Origin of the sequence: Pseudoduganella umbonata, assembly GCF_014192225.1 — a bacterium.
GTDB classification, from domain to species: domain Bacteria; phylum Pseudomonadota; class Gammaproteobacteria; order Burkholderiales; family Burkholderiaceae_D; genus Rugamonas; species Rugamonas umbonata.
This window is the reverse complement of the sequence record NZ_JACHXS010000004.1, coordinates 469,956-486,642: the sequence shown is the minus strand read 5'-3', so window position 1 is coordinate 486,642 and position 16,687 is coordinate 469,956. Positions and strand designations below refer to the sequence as shown.

The window sequence follows — 16,687 nt, the reverse complement described above, 5'->3', positions numbered from 1 at the left end:
TCGCCCATCTGCTGGCGCTTCAGCGCCAGCTTCGCGCGCCGAGGGCGCGCGGCGCATGCGTCGTCTATATCGGCCACCCCTGCGGGTGGCCTTTTTTTGTTTATTCGGACGGAGATGTGGGATTCGAAGACCACGCGCCTGCAGGCGCGGGGGCTCTCCGAATCGCCCATCTGCTGGCGCTTCAGCGCCAGCTTCGCGCGCCGAGGGCGCGCGGCGCATGCGTCGTCTATATCGGCCACCCCTGCGGGTGGCCTTTTTTTGTTTATTCGGACGGAGAGGGTGGGATTCGAAGACCACGCGCCTGCAGGCGCGGGGGCTCTCCGAATCGCCCATCTGCTGGCGCTTCGCGCCAGCCTCGACAGCGCTTCGCGCTGGCGTTCCCACCCTGACCAGGCTTTAGACCTTCGCCAGCCTTCGGCCTTCGCCAGCCTTCGGCCTTCGCCAGCCTTCGGCCTTCGCCAGCCTTCGGCTTCGCCTGGCCCCTGCCTTCATCCCGCCCCTACCGCGAACGGCCATCGACCTGCCCATCCACCTCCAGGTCCATCGTCTCCATATCCGTATCCAGCGCCAGCGGCTTCCCCATCGCCTTCAGCCACGCAAATCCCGCGATGCCGGCCACCAGCGATCCCGCCAGGATCGCCATCTTCGAAGAGTCGATCGCATCGCTCTGGCCGGCGAACGCCAGGTTGGTGATGAAGATCGACATCGTGAAACCGATCCCGCCAAGCAGCCCCGCGCCCAGCACGTGGCGCCACGCCAGGTCGAGCGGCAGCCGGCACAGGCCGGCCGATACCGCGGCAAAGGTGAACAGGAAGATGCCGGCCGGTTTGCCCGCGACCAGTCCGAGGATGATGCCCAGGCTGTTCGCATCCAGCAGGGCGGACATCCATCCCGCGCCGATCGCGATGCCGGTATTGGCCAGTGCGAAGACGGGCAGGATCAGGAACGTGACGGGCTTGTGCAGCGCATGCTCGAGGCGGTGCGATGGCGACTGCGCATCGTCCTGCCGTGCCGAATATGGAATCGCGAACGCCAGCAGCACGCCGGCAATGGTGGCGTGCACGCCGGACTTGAGCATCAGGAACCACATCAGCGCGCCGCCCAGCAGGTAGGGCAGCAGGGACATCACGCGCAGGATGCGATTCATGGCCAGCAGGGCGCCGAACACCGCCAGCGCGCCAAGCAGGTACGCGAACGACACCTCGGCGGTATAGAACAGCGCGATGACGACGATCGCCCCGAGATCGTCCATCACCGCCAGCGCGGTGAGGAAGATCTTCAGCGATGCCGGCACCCGGTTGCCCAGCAGGGCAAGCACGCCCAGCGCGAAGGCGATGTCGGTCGCCATCGGAATGCCGACACCGGCCTGCGTTGGCGTGCCGCCATTGAAGGCGAAGTGGATCAGCGCGGGTACCGCGATGCCGCCGGCGGCAGCCAGCATCGGCAGCAGCGCGGTGCGCAGGTCGGAAAGTTCGCCGTTATACAGTTCGCGCTCGAGCTCCAGGCCGATCAGCAGGAAGAAGATCGCCATCAGCGCGTCGTTGACCCAGTGCTCGATGCTCAGTCCCGCCACAGGCAGATGCCAGAAGCCGAGATAGGCCGGACCCATCGGCGAATTGGCGATCACCAGCGAGACCAGGGTGCACAGGATCAGCACGATGCCGCCGGCCTTGCTTGACGAAGCGAAAGCCTTGAAGGTGTCGGACAGGCGCCGCTCGATGCGCATCATGCGGCCTCCGGAGCGGCAGGGAAAAGGACGGACACCGACAGAACGGGCAGGGACAGAACGGGCAGGGAGGGAAGCGGCAGAGAAAGAGGAAGATGGCTCATGGGTGGTCGCGAAAAAGCCGCGTGGCGGCCCGACCAGCGCGAATCCTGTCATGCCCGAACGGCATGATCACCCGGCAGTAATTATACGTCGTTGCCGGCAGGCCAGTCGCACAGTTCACGCCGCCGGCGCCCAGCGGTTACACTGCGCCCCCTGTCATTGGAGAGGGAAAGCATGCTGGTTCGTCGTTTCGTCCTGTTCGGGCTGGTGATCCTGTGGATGCTGGCGACAACAGGTTCGGCCATCGCGGCGCCGTCGTTCGAGCGCCGCATCTGGACGCGCGCCGATGGCGCGCCGCAATCGGCCTATGGCATCGCTCAGGATCGGGACGGCATGCTGTGGTTCGCTACCGTGGCGGGCCTCTACAGTTTCGACGGCGCGCATTTCACGCGCCACGAGACGGTATATGGCCATCGTCTGCCGTCGAACAACCTCGTCATGGTGGTGGCCACGCGCGACGGCATCGCCGTCGGCTACCAGTTCGGCGGCGTTTCCGAGTTCACGCGCGGCGGCGCACGCCACTACACCAGGGCCGATGGCCTGCCCGCCGGCGCGATCGGCGCACTCGCCGTGGGGCCGGACAATGTGCTGTACGCCGGCGCCAGCACGGGCCTGGCAAGGCTCGACGCAGGCAGGGGAAAATGGACGGTGATGGACGGGCTGCATGCTCCGCAGAGCTACATCCTGTGGACCAGGTTCGATGCCGGCGGCACGCTGTGGGTCGTGTCGAACTCGAACCTGTATGCAATGGCGAAGGGCACCGCGCGATTCCGGCACGTGGCTGCGCTGCCGCAGAATGCCGCTCCGACCATCGTCGGCGGCAAGCTGTCCGTCTACACGGGCAATGGCCAGCTCACACGCTTTTCATCCAGCGCCGTGCCGACGGCGTGGCCCAACACCGTCGGCTACGGCCGCGACCACATGCTGTTCGAGGGGCCCGATGACACCGTCTGGGCGTGGCTCAGCCAGGGCACCACGCTGTTGCGTACCGGGGCGGACGGCGCGCTGCATGCGGCCCAGACCTTCGACGGCGGCGGCCTGCCGGGACGGATGGTCGCGCGCACGCTGGTCGACCGCGAGAACAACCTGTGGGTGACCACGCTCGACGGCGTCGAGCGCTATCGGGTGCGCCGCCTGAACGAAGTGCCGCTGCCGGCTACCGCGCTGGGATTCCTGGCCGGGCCGGGTCTCGGCGACGCAATGCTCGTTGCCAGCGGCGCCGACGGCGGCGTGTACCGGATCGGCGGCGGCGGAGGGGAGCGCCTGCCCGGCCTGACCGGCGTCACCGCCATGTATCGCGAACATGCCGGCAGCGTATGGCTCGGCGGCCCGGACGGCATGTTTCACCTGACGCCGGCCGGGACGGCCTCGTGGCCGCTGCCCGCGCATGTCGGCAAGGATTTCGAAGTGCAGGGCATTACGGCGGACAAAGCCGGGAAACTGTGGGTGTCGATCGTCCGGCATGGCCTGTTCCAGTTCGCGAACGGCACGTGGACGAAGCTGGACGCCGCTATCCCGGATGGCGACGCAACGCCGGTCAGCATGCTGGCCGGCGCGTCCGGGCGCACCTGGCTGGGCTTCACCAATGGCCGCCTTGGCGAGCTGACCGCCGGCGGCGTCCGCGTGACCGCCACCGGTCTCGCCGGTACCGTCGGCAACATCCTCTGCCTGCTGGAGCACGGCGACGGGCTGCTGGTGGGCGGCGACCGGGGCGTCGTCTGGCTGCACGATGGCGCCGCCCGGCCACTGGTGCCGGAACACATGCCGGCATTCCTCGGCATCTCGGGGATGGGCACGGACCGCCGCGGCGACCTGTGGCTGCACGGCCCGGACGGCTTGTTCCGCGTCGCGGCCGAAGCCCTCGACCGCTTCCGGGCCGATGCCGGGTACCGCCTGCCGTGGGAAGTGTTCAGCTTCGAAGACGGCCTGCGCGGCCAGGTGGCGCAGATCCGCCCGCTGCCGTCGCTCAGCGTCGCCACGGACGGCAAGGTCTTTTATGCGACCGCGTCGCAGGTGGGCTGGATCGATCCGGCCGCCATCCGCCGCAATCCGCGCCCGCCGACCGTGCTGGTGCAATCGCTGCGTACGCGCGGCGGCAACTGGAACGCCGTGCAGGGCATGACGCTGGCACCGGGAACGACGGGCATCGAAATCCACTATGCCGCCACCGCGCTGTCGATCCCGGAACGGGTGCGCTTCCGCTATCGCCTGGTTGGCGTCGACCAGGAATGGCAGGAGCCGCAGGCCGAGCGCGCCGCCCGCTACACCAATCTCGGGCCGGGCGACTACCGCTTCCAGGTCTTGGCCGCCAACGAGGATGGCGTCTGGAACGAGAAGGGTGCCACGCTGGACTTCCACATCGCGCCCACGGTGTGGCAGACGGCATGGTTCCGTGGCACCGTCATCTTCGCCATCGTATCGCTGCTGTTCGCGCTGTATCGCTGGCGCATCGCCGCGGCGGCGCGCCGCGCCGCGGAAAAAACGGCAGCGCGGACCGAAGAGCGCGAACGCATCGCCCGCACCCTGCACGACAACCTGCTGCAGGGCGTGCAGGGCCTGGTCCTCAGTTGCCATGCGGTGCTGATGCGCATGCCGAAAGGCACGCCGGAAGAAAAAGCGCTGGACAAGGCGCTGGCGCGGGCCGATCTCGTAATCGAGGAAACCCGCGACGAAGTCATGAACCTGCGGCGCGAAGCGGTGCAGCCGTCGCTGGCCGCGCGCCTGGCGCACGCCGTCGATGGACTCGATCCGGCGGTGAAACGCCGGGTGGAGCTGGCGCTCTCCGGCTGCGTCGACCTGCTCGGCGATGAAATCGCCGACGAGCTTTACTTCGTGCTGCACGAAGCGCTCGTCAACAGCGCCACGCATTCGGGCGCGGCGCGCATCGTGGTATCGCTGCATGCTTCGGCAAGCGGTGTCGAAGGCGCGGTGGCCGACGATGGCTGCGGCATCGATGCCGGCCTGGCGCAGGCCGGCCGGCCGGGGCACTGGGGTCTGGTCGGCATGCGTGAACGCATCGCCCGGCTCGGCGGCACGCTGCGCATCGACAGCGAAGCAGGGCGCGGCTGCACGGTATCGTTCAGCGTGCCTGCGGCAAACCTGTTGTAAAAATTCGGGGACTGTCCCCGGTGTGGAAGTGTGGCCGTTTTGCCACGCGCAGCGGCCCGTGCCGTCGATTCCAGGTATCCATGCAATCCATACCCGCCGCACGCCAACGGCATTGACTTGGAAAAACACCGGCAATACTATAACTGTAATTCGGATTCTAAATAACAGGATCCACTCCGCCACCAAGTCAAAGGAACCACCATGCGCTTTTCCGTCTTCCTCAACGCGCGCACCATGAGTGCCGACGCGGACAAACAGCTGATCGCCGACCTGGAAGAGCACGCATTACTGGCCGGCGAGCTGGGATTCGATGCCATCTTCCTGCCGGACCATCATTTCAACGGCTACATGCCGGTGGCCAGCGACAGCTACATGTTCGCCTCGTACCTGGTGGCCAAGCTGCCGGACATGCACTTCGGCTTTTCCGTCACCTCGGTGCCGCTGCACCATCCGGTGCGCTTCGTCGAGCGCATCAACATCCTCGATCACCTGACGAAGGGCAAGCTGCTGGTCGGCATCGGTTCCGGTACCACGCCGGAAGAGATGATCGGCTTCGGCGTGAACTACAAGGATGCCGGCCGCATCGCGGAAGAAAACCTGCAGGCCGCCGAAGCCCTGTGGAACAAGACGGTCGACGACGCTCCCGTCGAACTGGACGGCTTCCACAAGGGCAGGGTGCTGCAGCGCATCGCGCCGGCGCCCTACGGGCAGAAGCACGCGCGGCTGATGCCGGTGGCGATGAAGGAAAGCAGCGCCACGCGCGCCGCCGTCAATGGCTGGCCCGCGTTCATCCCGGCGTTCACGCCGCCGCAGATCGGCGGCACCGACCCGCTCAGCCACGTGAAGAAGTACTTCGGCCGCTACCACGAGCAGTTGCTCGCCGCCGGGCATCCGGAAGATACGGTGGCCGATGCGCTGTCGTGGACCACGCACAGCTACCAGTGCGTGCACCTGGCGCCGACCGACGAGCAGGCGCACAGCGAAGTGCTGGAAATCCTGGCCTCGTACCAGGAAGCCATCGACCGCGAAGCCGCCTTCAATGCGAAGGCCGAGGCGGACGATGCGAACAAGAAGACCGACCGCACCGGCCATGCGCTGACCGAGGAGTGGATGGCCACGTGGTGCCTGTACGGCAGCCCGGAAACGGTGATCGCCAAGCTGCGCGCCTACCAGGAAGTCGGCATCGGCAACATCCTGTGCGGCACGGTGACCGGCCCGCTGACCGGACAGCGCCTGGCCTACGCCAACCAGACACTGCGCCTGCTGGCCGGGCACGTGCTGCCAGCCTTCAAGTAACCACACCGCATCGAAAAAAGAGTGGGGAGACAGGCATGACAAAAGAACAGAGCCGCGAGCTGACCGTCGCGGAGATGGCGACACTGACCGCCGGCGCGACGATGTGGACCACGCCGGCCATTCCGGATGCCGGCATCGCTTCGCTGTCGATGGCGGACGGGCCGATGGGCGTGGCCGGCGCCCGCATCGACGAGCGCGATGTCTCGCTGCTGACGCCGGCGCCAATGGCGCTGGGCGCCAGTTGGGACCCGGCGCTGGTGCAGAGGGTGGGCCGGCTGGTGGGCGGCGAAGCGGTGCGCCGCGGCGTCGACCTGATGCTGGCGCCGAACCTGAACCTGGCGCGCAGTCCGCTGGCCGGCCGCGCCTTCGAGTATTTTTCCGAAGACCCGCTGCTGTGCGGCACGCTGGGCGCCGCGTGGGTGCAGGGCTGCCAGGCCGCCGGCACGGGCGCCATCGCCAAGCACCTGGTCTGCAACGACAGCGAAACGGAGCGCGACCGCATGAATGCCGTGGTCGACGAGCGCACGCTGCGCGAAGTCTACCTGCTGCCGTTCGAGATGGCCGCGCAGGCCGGGTGCGCCGGCATGCTGACCGCCTACAACCGCATCAATGGCCAGTGGTGCGCGGAGGCCGGGCCGGTGGTGCGCGATATCGTCAAGGACGAATGGCGCTTCCCCGGCGTGTTCATGAGCGACTGGTTCGGCACCCACTCGACGGCGGCTTCGCTGAACGGCGGCCTGGACCTGGAGATGCCCGGACCGGCGCGCTTCCTGGGCGCGCGCAGCGCCAGTGCCGTGGCCGAAGGGCAGGTGCCGCTGGAGCGCCTGCAGGATGCCGCCCGGCGCGTGGCCGCTGCGGCGCGGCGCTTTGGCGCGGAAAAAGGCCAGCCGCTCGATGACGGCGCCGCCACCGCACTGCTGGTCGAAGCGGCCGCCGCCGGCTTCACGCTGGTGCGCAACGAAGGCGGCCTGCTGCCGCTCGACCCGGCGCGCGCGCAGCGTATCGCCGTGATCGGCCCGAACGCCAGCGCGCCATGCTTCCAGGGCGGAACCTTCGCCAAGATCGCCGTCAAGCCCGATGCCGTGCTGCCGATCGATGCACTGCGCGCGCGCTTCGGCGCCGCCATCGACAGCTATACGCCCGGCGTCGATCCGCAGCCGAAGCTGCCGCGCATGCCCGTGCGGCCGGCGCGAATGCTGGCCGACGGCTGCACGCGCGGCATGACCATCGACTACTTCGACAATGCCGATTTCGCCGGCCCGCCGTTGCTGAGCGAGACGCGCGATACGAACTCGCTGACATGGTTCCACGGCGTGCATGAAGCCGGGGCGCTGCAGGCCGACGCCGGCACCCGCGCGAGCGGCATCTTCACCGCCACGGAGACCGGCCAGCACCGCTTCCATGTGGGCGGCACGGGTGCGCTGCGGCTGCTGGTCGACGGCGTCGAAGTGTTCCGCCGCGACGAGCAGCTGGCGCCGGGCGACGTCATGGGCCGCCTGAAGAGCGGCGACGCGGACAGTGTCGGCATCGTGCTGGAAGCCGGCCGCGCGGTGGACGTAGTCGTGGAACTGCGTTACACGGCGGCCCGCTGCCAGGGCCTGTGGTACGGCGTGCGCGCACCGGGAACGGCCGAGGCGATGCTGGCCGACGCCGTGCAGGCGGCCCGCGATGCCGATGCGGTGATCCTGGTGGTCGGCGAAACGTCCGATGCCAGCGTGGAGAGCAAGGACCGCGCCGATACCTGCCTGCCGGCCGAACAGCTGGTGCTGATCGAACGGGTGTGCGCGGCCAATCCGCGCACGGTCGTCGTCACCAATGTCGGCCATGCCTTCGATACGCGCTGGGAAGGCCAGGCGGCGGCGGTGCTGCACTGCTGGTATCCGGGCCAGGAATTCGGCAACGCGCTGGCGCAGGTGCTGGCCGGCGACCGCGAGCCGGGCGGGCGCATGCCCGTCACGATCGCCCGCAACGACGGCGATTACCCGGCATTGTCGCTGCGGCCGGATGCGCAGGGCGACCTGCACTACAGCGATGGCGTGCGCTTCGGATACCGGGGGCTGGCGGCACGCGGCATCGCGCCGCGCCAGGCTTTCGGCGGCGGCTTCGGCTATGCCGCCTTCCACCTGCGCGACGCCTGTGTGCGCGCGACCGGTGATGGCTGCGAACTGACCGTCACACTGCGCAACACCAGCACGCGTGCCGGCGCGGAAGTCGTGCAGGTGTACCGCACGGTACCGGAACTGACGCTGGCCGGCTACGCCAAGGTGTGGCTGGAGGCGGGCGCCGCGACGAACGTCGTCATTCCCATCCCGCTGCGCCGGCTGCAGGTCTGGCGCGCCGGCTGGCACACGCTGGAAGGTCCCGTCCACCTGCTGGTGGGCCATTCCAGTGCCGACCTGCCGCTGTCGGTATCCATCACACTACAAGGAGACGCATCATGAACCACACCACCAATGCGGCGCGCGCCAGCGGCCGGACACCCTTCGTCGTCGGCATCGGCGGCACCACCCGCCCCGGATCCAGCACGGAAAGCGCACTGCGCGCCACGCTGCGGCACGCCGAAGAACTGGGCGCCGAGACCCGGCTGTTCGGCGGCGAGGCGCTGGCCGCGCTGGCCGGCTACTCGCCGGAACAGGGCGAACGCACGGAAGGCCAGCGCGCTCTGGTGGAAGCGGTGCGCCGCGCCGACGCGGTGATCTTCGCTTCGCCGGGCTACCACGGCGGCGTCTCCGGCCTCGTCAAGAACGCCATCGACCTGCTGGAAGACCTGCGCGCCGACGAGCGCGTGTACCTGGACGGCATGCCGGTGGGCTGCATCGTCACCGCCGCCGGCTGGCAGGGCTGCAATACCACGCTGGCCGCGATGCGCTCGATCGTGCACGCGCTGCGCGGCTGGCCGACGCCGCTGGGCGTGACGCTGAACACCGCCGGCGTGCGCCTGTTCGACGGCGACGGGCAGTGCCTCGATGCGCAGGTTGGCGCCAGCCTGCGCACACTGGCCGAACAGGTGGTGGGCGTGCGCAGCCCCATGCCGGGGAATTAGCATCAGGAATTAAAAAACAAGAATTCTGGTTCTGAAAATGGTATGCTCGACAGCGCGTGACGCCCGGCCATAACGGGCGCGTGCGGAAAAACTGTGCAAGAACAGCGCAAGAACAAGCGCAAGAACAGTGGAGACAACAGTGCCAACAACCGTAGCAGGCTTCCCCCTGCGCGCCGGTAGCGTCCGGCCGCACCATGCCATCCTTACTGCCTGCGCTGCCTGCGCCATGGCAGCCGGCGCTGCCGCCCAGGAAACCCCGGTGCCGGAAGGCCCGATCCAGGAAGTGATCGTCACGGCCCAGAAGACCGCGCAGCCGGCATCGAAAACGCCACTGGCACTGTCCGTGCTGGGCGGCGACGAACTGCGCCAGGCCGGCGCCACCAATGCGGTGGCGCTGGCGGAACTGGCGCCCAATGTGCAGATCACCACGGACACGGGAATGCTGCAGGTGGCGATCCGCGGCGTGGTCAGCCTGGACACCACCGAAAAGGGCGATTCGTCGACCGCCTTCAACGTCGACGGTGCCTACGTCGGCCGCAGCGAGGCGCAGCTGGGCAGCTTCCTCGACCTGGAACGCGTCGAAGTGCTGCGCGGCCCGCAAGGCACGCTGTATGGCCGCAACGCCACCGCCGGCGCCATCAACCTGATCACCAACAAGCCGACCGGCAAGCTGGAAGGCCGCGTGGACGTGGAGATCGGCGACTACAACGCCCGCCATGTCGAAGGCGTGATCAACATTCCCGTCAACGCCACGCTGTCGCTGCGCGCGGCGGCGGCGAAGATCAGCCGCGACACCTACCTGAAGCGCGGCCCCAACACCATCGGGCTGGACGACCGTGACGACAACGCGGCGCGGCTGCATGCGCTGTTCACGTTCGCACCCGCCACGTCGTGGCTGCTGACGGCGGAACGCAGCAGGAACGGCGGCAACGGCGCCAGCTCGGTACCGCTGGCGAATTTCTTCAGCGGCACGCCCATCCTGGGCGGCAACAACCTGGCCAATCCCGTGTATGTCGATCGCGGTGCCACCGCGCAAGCGACCGCCGCGGCCCGTTTCGCGGACGCCGGTTCGTACCGGAACAATACGGCGACGTCGCTGCGCTCCGAATTCAAGACCGGGCTGGGCGGAGTGGCCGACCTCACGTACCAGTTCGCCCGGCTGCATGCGCAAGTGGAGCAGCTGAACAATGGCACCTACTTCGGCTTCCCGATGTACAACCCGATCAGCGGCGAATCGACGCAGCGCACGCATGAGGTGCGCTTGGGCGCGCCGGCCGGCGCCGCGCTGAACTGGGTGGCCGGCGTCTATCACTTCACCGAAGACATCTTCCGCGCGTCGACCTACAACACCGTGACGCCGGGCCCGCTGATCTCGCTGCCGTTCTCGCCGACGATCGCCAGCCGCTCGAAAGCCGCGTTCGGCCAGCTGACGTGGCGCGCCGGCGACCGGCTGCGCCTGACGGTGGGCGCGCGCACCACGCGCGACGAAAAGTCCGGCCACGATCCGCTGAGCGGCAGCCTGGCGGGGCCCGGCTACAGCGCGCACGTGGAAAGCGCGAAATCGAACTTCCGGCTGGCGGCCGACTATGACCTGGCACCGGCGGTGATGGTGTATGGCAGCGTGTCGACCGGCTACAAGGCCGGCGGGTTCAACGACACCAGCGGCTCGCCGTACAAGCCGGAAAACATCACGTCCATCGAGGCCGGCATCAAGGGACGCTTCCTGCGCAACCGTCTGCGCCTCAGTGCGGCCGCTTTCCATTACGACTACAAGGACATGCAGCTGACTTCCGTCGTGTGTACCGGCGCGAGCGCCACGGACGGCTGCGGCGTGCTGACCACCAATGCATCGAACGCCGGCATCAAGGGTGTCGAGCTGGAAGGCAGCTGGCATCCGACGCCGGACGACCGCATCAACTTCTCGGTCGCCACCGCCGACGGCAAGTTCAAGGCCTACCGGCCGAACGCCACGGATGACTGGTCCGGCCAGCGGATCGACCGGGCGCCGGCCTACAACGCCACGCTCGGCTACGTGCATACGTTCGCCTTCGACGGCGGCGCCACGCTGCAGGCGCGCATCGGCACGCGGCTCAATGGCGCCTACTTCCTCAGCGATCCCTCGGCCGGCGTGCGCTACCGCCAGCCTTCCTACCGCAAGAGCGATATCGGCGCGACCTGGACGGCGCCGTCGCAGGCATATCACGTGCAGGCCTACGTGCGCAATCTCGAAAACGCCATCACGCTGGACAGCCTGGTACCGGGCGGCTTCGGGATCGGTGCGCCGCGCACCTACGGCCTGCGTGCAGGCATGCAGTTCTGACAGAAAGGTATTCCATGACGATCAGTAAAGTGCTGTTCTCCCGGCGCAGGCCGGCCACTGCTAACAATGCACATGAGCACCCACATGAACACGCACACCCGGGGGGCGTGTCGCGCCGCGACGTGCTGGCCGCACTGCTGGCCGGCGCCACGCTGGCTTCCACGTGGACCGGTTCGGCGGCGGCTGCCGCGCTGAAGGCCGCGGGTGCGGCCGCCACCGCGCGGCCCGCCCTGAGCGCCGGCGAAACCGCCATCCTCGCGGCCGCGGCGCAGGTAATCATTCCCGCCACCGACACGCCGGGCGCGAAGGAAGCGGGCGTGCCGCAGTTCATCGGCGCGCTCGTGGCGGGCTGGATGACGGACGACGAAGCGGCCCTGTTCCGCGCCGGCCTGGCAAGCCTGGACGACAGCGCGCGCCAGCGCTGGCAGCGCGGCTTCGCCGACTGCACGCCGGAGCAGGGCGCAGAGCTGATGCAGGCCCTGCGGGCCGCCAGCCCATACGGCGGGCGCACGTTCTCGCTGGCCGACCGCGTCCTCGACCCGAAAGCGCCGTTCTACCTGCGCCTGCGCGACCTGGCCGTGCTGGGTTACTTCACGTCCGAGGCGGGCAGCAACCAGGAACTGCGCTACCTGCCGGTGCCCGGCAAATTCGAATCGAACGTCGATATCAAGACCTGGCCCTACCAGGTCGTCATCTGAGGACCGCCATGAACAACAAGGGAAACAAAAGCGGGGGCAAGGGCGCGCAGTTCGACGCCATCGTCATCGGCTCCGGCATCACCGGCGGCTGGGCCGCGAAGGAACTGACCGAAAAAGGGTTGAAGGTGCTGGTGCTGGAACGGGGCGCGAAGGTCGAGCACCAGACCGGTTACGTGCACGAATTCACGCCGCCATGGCAGGCGCCCAACGGCGGCTTGCCGGAGCGCGAGCTGTATGCGCGCGACTATGAGATCCAGAGCAAGATCGAGCGGGGTGCGTTCAGCTGGGCCAACCGCCACTACTGGATCAACGACCGCGAAAATCCGTACGAACAGGTCAAGCCGTTCCGCTGGCACCGCACCAACGTGCTGGGCGGGCGGTCGCTGACATGGGGCCGGCAATCGTACCGCTGGGGCAACGACGACTTCCTGGCCAATGCCCGCGACGGCCACGGCAACGACTGGCCGATCCGCTACGCCGACCTGGCACCGTGGTACAGCCACGTGGAAAAATTCATCGGCGTCAGCGGCCAGCCGGAAGGCCTGGAGCACTTCCCCGACGGCGAATACCTGCCGCCGATGGAGATGACGGCGCTGGAGCGGGCCCTCAAGGAACGCATCGAGGCGAAGTGGAAGGAGCGCCGGGTCACCATCGGCCGCGTCGCCAACCTGACGGTCGAGCACAATGGCCGCGGGCAGTGCCAGAACCGCAATATCTGCAACCGCGGCTGCTCGTTCGGCGCCTATTTCAGCTCGCTCAGCTCGACCTTGCCGGCAGCGCAGAAAACCGGCCGGCTGACGATCCGCACCGACAGCGTGGTCGAATCGATCGACGTCGATCCGCGCACGAAACGGGCCACCGGCGTGCGCGTGATCGATGCGAAGAGCGGCGAGCGCATGACGTTCAAGGCGCGCGTGGTGTTCCTTTGCGCTTCCACCTACGGCACGCTGCAGGTGCTGCTGCAGTCGCGCGGCGCGGCCAATCCGAACGGTATCGGCAACCACAGCGACATGCTGGGGCGCTACCTGGTCGACCACCATGGCGTCGCGGCGTTCGGCGAGATCAAGGGTTTCGAAGACCGCAACTACAAGGGCCGCCGTGCCACCGGCATCCTGATTCCCCGTTTCCGCAACCTCGGCCGGCAGGACGACGATGCCGATTTCACGCGCGGCTACGGCTTCCAGGGCGGCGCCATGCGCGACGACTGGACCAATACGGCCGCGCTGACGGACGACTTCGGCGCCGGCATGAAGCACAACATCGCCCGCCCCGGCAAGTGGGTGGCGTTCCTCGGCGCGTTCGGCGAACAGCTGCCCCAGGCGCACAACCGCGTCACGCTGAACGACAGGAAGCCCGGCAACTTCGGCCTGCCGCAACTGAGCTTCGACGTGGCCTATGGCGAGAACGAGCGGAAAATGGCGGTCGATGCGGGAAAACAGGCCGAGCAGATGCTGAAGGCCGCCGGCGCCGAGCGCGTGCAGCTGATCCCGGTGCGCACCATGCCGGGCGTGTCCATCCACGAGATGGGCGGCGCGCGCATGGGGCACAACCCCGCGGACTCGGTGCTCAATGCGCACAACCAGGTGCATGGGGTGGACAACCTGTTCGTCACCGATGGCGCGGCCATGGCGTCGGCGGGGACGGTCAATCCGTCGCTGACGTACATGGCGCTGACGGCGCGCGCGGTCGATTACGCGGTCGCGCAGCTCAAGGCCGGCCGCATCTAGCCGCCGTGCGCGATATCCCATGCACGCCATCGACGGCCATGTCCGGCCACCGAAGCAGGGCCGCAGCCAGCGCTCGTTCGAGCGCATCGTCGAGGCCACCATCGGCCTGCTGCGCGAGCGCCCCTACGAGCAGGTGCGGCTGGCCGAAATCTGCGAACGCTCCGGCGTCTCCACGGGTTCGCTGTACGGGCGTGTCGGCGGCAAGGAAGACCTGCTGCGCGCCGTGCAGCAAGTTTTCCTGGAGCGGCTCGCCCTGCAGTTCGACGCCCATGCGGTGCGCATCGCCCGTGAAACGCATGGGCTGGCGCAGACCGTGCCTGCCGTGGTAACCGCGCTGGGCAAGCTGCTCGGCGAGAACGCCGGCGTGCTGCGCTCGTTCATGCAGGCCAGCGCGGCGGACGCGGCGATCGAGGAGCTCGGCAAGCGGTCGGCGCAGCAAAACCATGCGCGGTTCACGGCGCTGCTGATGCGGCATGCGGCGCAGATCAGGCACCCGCAGCCCGAACGTGCCGTGGCCAGCGGCATGCTGCTGATCTATTCCGCCCAGGCGCGTTCGCTGGGGCTGGACAGCTCCACCGGCGAGCTCGTCGCCAGCGAGTGGGACGCGCTGCTGCAGGACCTGAGCGACATGATGCTGGCATACCTGACGTTCTCGCCAGCCTCGCAACCGACGATCTTTCACCCGACAAATTTATAACCAGAATTCCAATTATTGAAAGGGCAGCAGATGACAACCCCGAAACTACGCTGGGCCTACATGGACCATTGGCGCATCGACACGCCGCAGGGCCAGCTGTCGCAATACACGTCGGTAAAACGTTTCGACGCGTTCCTGAAACAGGTGTCCGCCCTCGGCTTCGAGGCGATCGAGACGTTCGACTTCCACCTCGGCCCGCTGCGCGAGCTGTTCGGGTCGCTGGAGAACGCCCGTGCCTTCATGCAGGAGCGCGGCATCGACCGGGTGCTGAGCCTGTTCCATGCGGTGATGTACGACGAGCGCCAGAGCGCCCCGCACGTGCGGTCCACGCATGACCACATCTTCAACTATGCGCAGCACATCATGCGTTCCAGCGCCGGCCTGGGCGTCGAGAACTTCATCGTCATGCCGGCCGGCCTGTACTACGACGTCGAGCCGGTCACCGACGACAAGCTGCGCGCCTGCGCCGAACTGTGGAACCGCGTCGGCAAGATGACGCTGGAGTACGGCGTGAAGACCTGCTGCCACCACGAGTTCTTCTGCGGCATCCGCTCGGCCGAGCAGCTGCGCAAGTTCTACGAATGGACCGACCCGCGCTACGTGTTCCTGTGCCTGGACACGGCGCAGCACGTGATCGCCGGCGTCGACCCGGTCGACCTGTACCTGTCGCTGCACGAACGCTGCGGCGGCTTCCACATGAAGGACACGAAGCACGTCGACCTGACGGGCGACTACCGCCGCAAGCCCGACGCCGAGGTGATGGCGCCGACCACGCCGCGCTGGTTCCACGAGATGGGTACGCCGGGCGGCCTGGTGGATTTCCCCGCGCTGATGGCGGCGATGAAGGAGTGCGGCTACGAGGGCTGGGTCGGCGTCGAGCACGACAAGGCCGATGTCGGCGGCGGCAACTACCCGGAAAGCACGGCACTGTCGGCCTGGTATATCCAGCATGTGCTGAAAAAAATCTACGCATGAGGTGAATGGATGAACCAGCAGATCAAATGGGGTTATGGGGTCAACCAGTGGAAGGCCGGCTTCACGAGCTTCGCCCGCCTGGAAGAAATCGAGCGGGCGCTGAAGGTCACGGCCGCCTGCGGTTTCGATGCCGTGGAGCTGAATGCGGGGAGCGGGCGCTGGGATCCGATCGGGCGCCCGGAGAACGTCGCGATCAACTACGGTTCGGCGGCGCACTTCCGCCTCAAGCTGAAGGAACTCGGCATCAACCGCGTGCCCAGCACATTCTTCGATCCCACCGTGATGAGTTTCGAGGAACTGCATTTCGGCCTGATGAGCACGCAGCCGGGCGACCGGGACCGCATTGTGGCGCAGGCGCGCATCCATGCGCAGATGCTGGCCGAACTGGGCGGCGAGGTGCTCGTCGTGCGGCCTTTCCCGTCGTTCTGGAAGGAGGGCGCGCTCGACGATGCGCGCATAGCGGCCGCCGCCGCGTGCTGGAACGAGGTCGGCGCGATGGCGGCATCGCTGGGCCTGAAGACGGCGCTGCATGTCGATGCGCTGTCCGCACTGCGCTCGGTCGCGGAACTGGAACGCCTGCTGGAGCTGTGCGACAAAGACCATGTCGGCCTGGCGGTCGACACGGCGGAACTGACCATCGCCGGCCACGACGTGGTGGCGCTGTACCGCCGTTTCCACAGGAGGGTCGTGCACTTCCACTTCAAGGATGCGCTGGCCGTCGACACGCTGGGCGAATACCGGCTGCCGAACGCCGAGCGGGCAATGATCGCGGCGGGCGGCGAGCGCGAAGTACCGCGCTGGTTCGGCGAGATGGGCACCGGCCTGGTGGACTTCCCCGCGCTGCTGGCGGCGATGCGCGAACTGGGCTACGCCGGCTGGGTCGTCGTGGAAAGCGACAAGGGGCCGGAGCCGATCGCATCGGGCATGATGCTCAACGCCTGGTACCGGCAGAACGTGCTGGACCCGGTGCCCGCGCACGCTCATCGCTGACCGGA

General features: G+C 67.8%; 11 protein-coding genes. 10 read left to right on the top strand and 1 reads right to left on the bottom strand.

The window, feature by feature from the left end; all coding sequences use genetic code 11:
- Positions 1-499 precede the first annotated feature (499 nt).
- A complete protein-coding gene (gene nhaA / locus FHS02_RS13895) occupies positions 500-1,726 on the bottom strand; it encodes a Na+/H+ antiporter NhaA (RefSeq protein WP_217497008.1) in 1,227 nt (408 codons plus the stop codon).
- A gap of 276 nt (positions 1,727-2,002) precedes the next feature.
- Between nhaA and FHS02_RS13890 the strand changes: the two genes are divergently transcribed.
- The 10 genes from FHS02_RS13890 to FHS02_RS13845 all read left to right on the top strand — a co-directional run bounded on the left by FHS02_RS13890 (position 2,003) and on the right by FHS02_RS13845 (position 16,682).
- Positions 2,003-4,936, top strand: a complete 2,934-nt coding sequence (locus tag FHS02_RS13890; protein ID WP_137316986.1) for a sensor histidine kinase — start codon at positions 2,003-2,005, stop codon at positions 4,934-4,936.
- 201 nt (positions 4,937-5,137) lie between these two features.
- Entirely contained in the window at positions 5,138-6,232 is a 1,095-nt protein-coding gene (locus FHS02_RS13885; protein ID WP_137316987.1) for an LLM class flavin-dependent oxidoreductase, read from the top strand.
- A 35-nt stretch (positions 6,233-6,267) separates the two neighbouring features.
- Positions 6,268-8,673 carry a beta-glucosidase gene (locus FHS02_RS13880; protein WP_137316988.1) on the top strand — a complete coding sequence of 802 codons (2,406 nt, stop codon included), beginning with the start codon at positions 6,268-6,270 and terminating at the stop codon, positions 8,671-8,673.
- Positions 8,670-9,275 carry an NADPH-dependent FMN reductase gene (locus FHS02_RS13875; RefSeq protein WP_137316989.1) on the top strand — a complete coding sequence of 202 codons (606 nt, stop codon included), beginning with the start codon at positions 8,670-8,672 and terminating at the stop codon, positions 9,273-9,275. The genes FHS02_RS13880 and FHS02_RS13875 overlap by 4 nt, the downstream gene beginning before the upstream one ends.
- Positions 9,276-9,414: 139 nt before the next feature.
- Complete coding sequence (locus FHS02_RS13870; RefSeq protein WP_229422433.1) at positions 9,415-11,595, top strand: TonB-dependent receptor; 2,181 nt, start codon at positions 9,415-9,417, stop codon at positions 11,593-11,595.
- A 14-nt stretch (positions 11,596-11,609) separates the two neighbouring features.
- The gene (locus tag FHS02_RS13865) at positions 11,610-12,293 is read left to right on the top strand and encodes a gluconate 2-dehydrogenase subunit 3 family protein (protein WP_137316990.1); all 684 of its coding nucleotides are present in this window, start codon (positions 11,610-11,612) and stop codon (positions 12,291-12,293) included.
- Between the two features lie 8 nt (positions 12,294-12,301).
- Entirely contained in the window at positions 12,302-14,020 is a 1,719-nt protein-coding gene (locus FHS02_RS13860) for an FAD-dependent oxidoreductase (protein ID WP_137316991.1), read from the top strand.
- 19 nt (positions 14,021-14,039) lie between these two features.
- A complete protein-coding gene (locus FHS02_RS13855) occupies positions 14,040-14,717 on the top strand; it encodes a TetR/AcrR family transcriptional regulator (RefSeq protein WP_137316992.1) in 678 nt (225 codons plus the stop codon).
- Between the two features lie 30 nt (positions 14,718-14,747).
- Entirely contained in the window at positions 14,748-15,692 is a 945-nt protein-coding gene (locus tag FHS02_RS13850) for a sugar phosphate isomerase/epimerase family protein (protein ID WP_229422434.1), read from the top strand.
- Between the two features lie 9 nt (positions 15,693-15,701).
- On the top strand, positions 15,702-16,682 hold the full coding sequence (locus tag FHS02_RS13845; protein ID WP_137316993.1) for a sugar phosphate isomerase/epimerase family protein: 981 nt from the start codon (positions 15,702-15,704) through the stop codon (positions 16,680-16,682).
- Positions 16,683-16,687: the final 5 nt, after the last annotated feature.

What these genes read in the sequence shown, in the direction of transcription:
- FHS02_RS13880 (WP_137316988.1), top strand. Translation starts at nt 6,268, where the DNA reads ATGACAAAAGAACAGAGCCGCGAGCTGACCGTCGCGGAGATGGCGACA.
- FHS02_RS13860 (WP_137316991.1), top strand. Translation starts at nt 12,302, where the DNA reads ATGAACAACAAGGGAAACAAAAGCGGGGGCAAGGGCGCGCAGTTCGAC.
- FHS02_RS13855 (WP_137316992.1), top strand. Translation starts at nt 14,040, where the DNA reads ATGCACGCCATCGACGGCCATGTCCGGCCACCGAAGCAGGGCCGCAGC.
- FHS02_RS13850 (WP_229422434.1), top strand. Translation starts at nt 14,748, where the DNA reads ATGACAACCCCGAAACTACGCTGGGCCTACATGGACCATTGGCGCATC.
- FHS02_RS13890 (WP_137316986.1), top strand. Translation starts at nt 2,003, where the DNA reads ATGCTGGTTCGTCGTTTCGTCCTGTTCGGGCTGGTGATCCTGTGGATG.
- FHS02_RS13875 (WP_137316989.1), top strand. Translation starts at nt 8,670, where the DNA reads ATGAACCACACCACCAATGCGGCGCGCGCCAGCGGCCGGACACCCTTC.
- FHS02_RS13865 (WP_137316990.1), top strand. Translation starts at nt 11,610, where the DNA reads ATGACGATCAGTAAAGTGCTGTTCTCCCGGCGCAGGCCGGCCACTGCT.
- FHS02_RS13845 (WP_137316993.1), top strand. Translation starts at nt 15,702, where the DNA reads ATGAACCAGCAGATCAAATGGGGTTATGGGGTCAACCAGTGGAAGGCC.
- FHS02_RS13885 (WP_137316987.1), top strand. Translation starts at nt 5,138, where the DNA reads ATGCGCTTTTCCGTCTTCCTCAACGCGCGCACCATGAGTGCCGACGCG.
- nhaA (WP_217497008.1), bottom strand. Translation starts at nt 1,726, where the DNA reads ATGCGCATCGAGCGGCGCCTGTCCGACACCTTCAAGGCTTTCGCTTCG.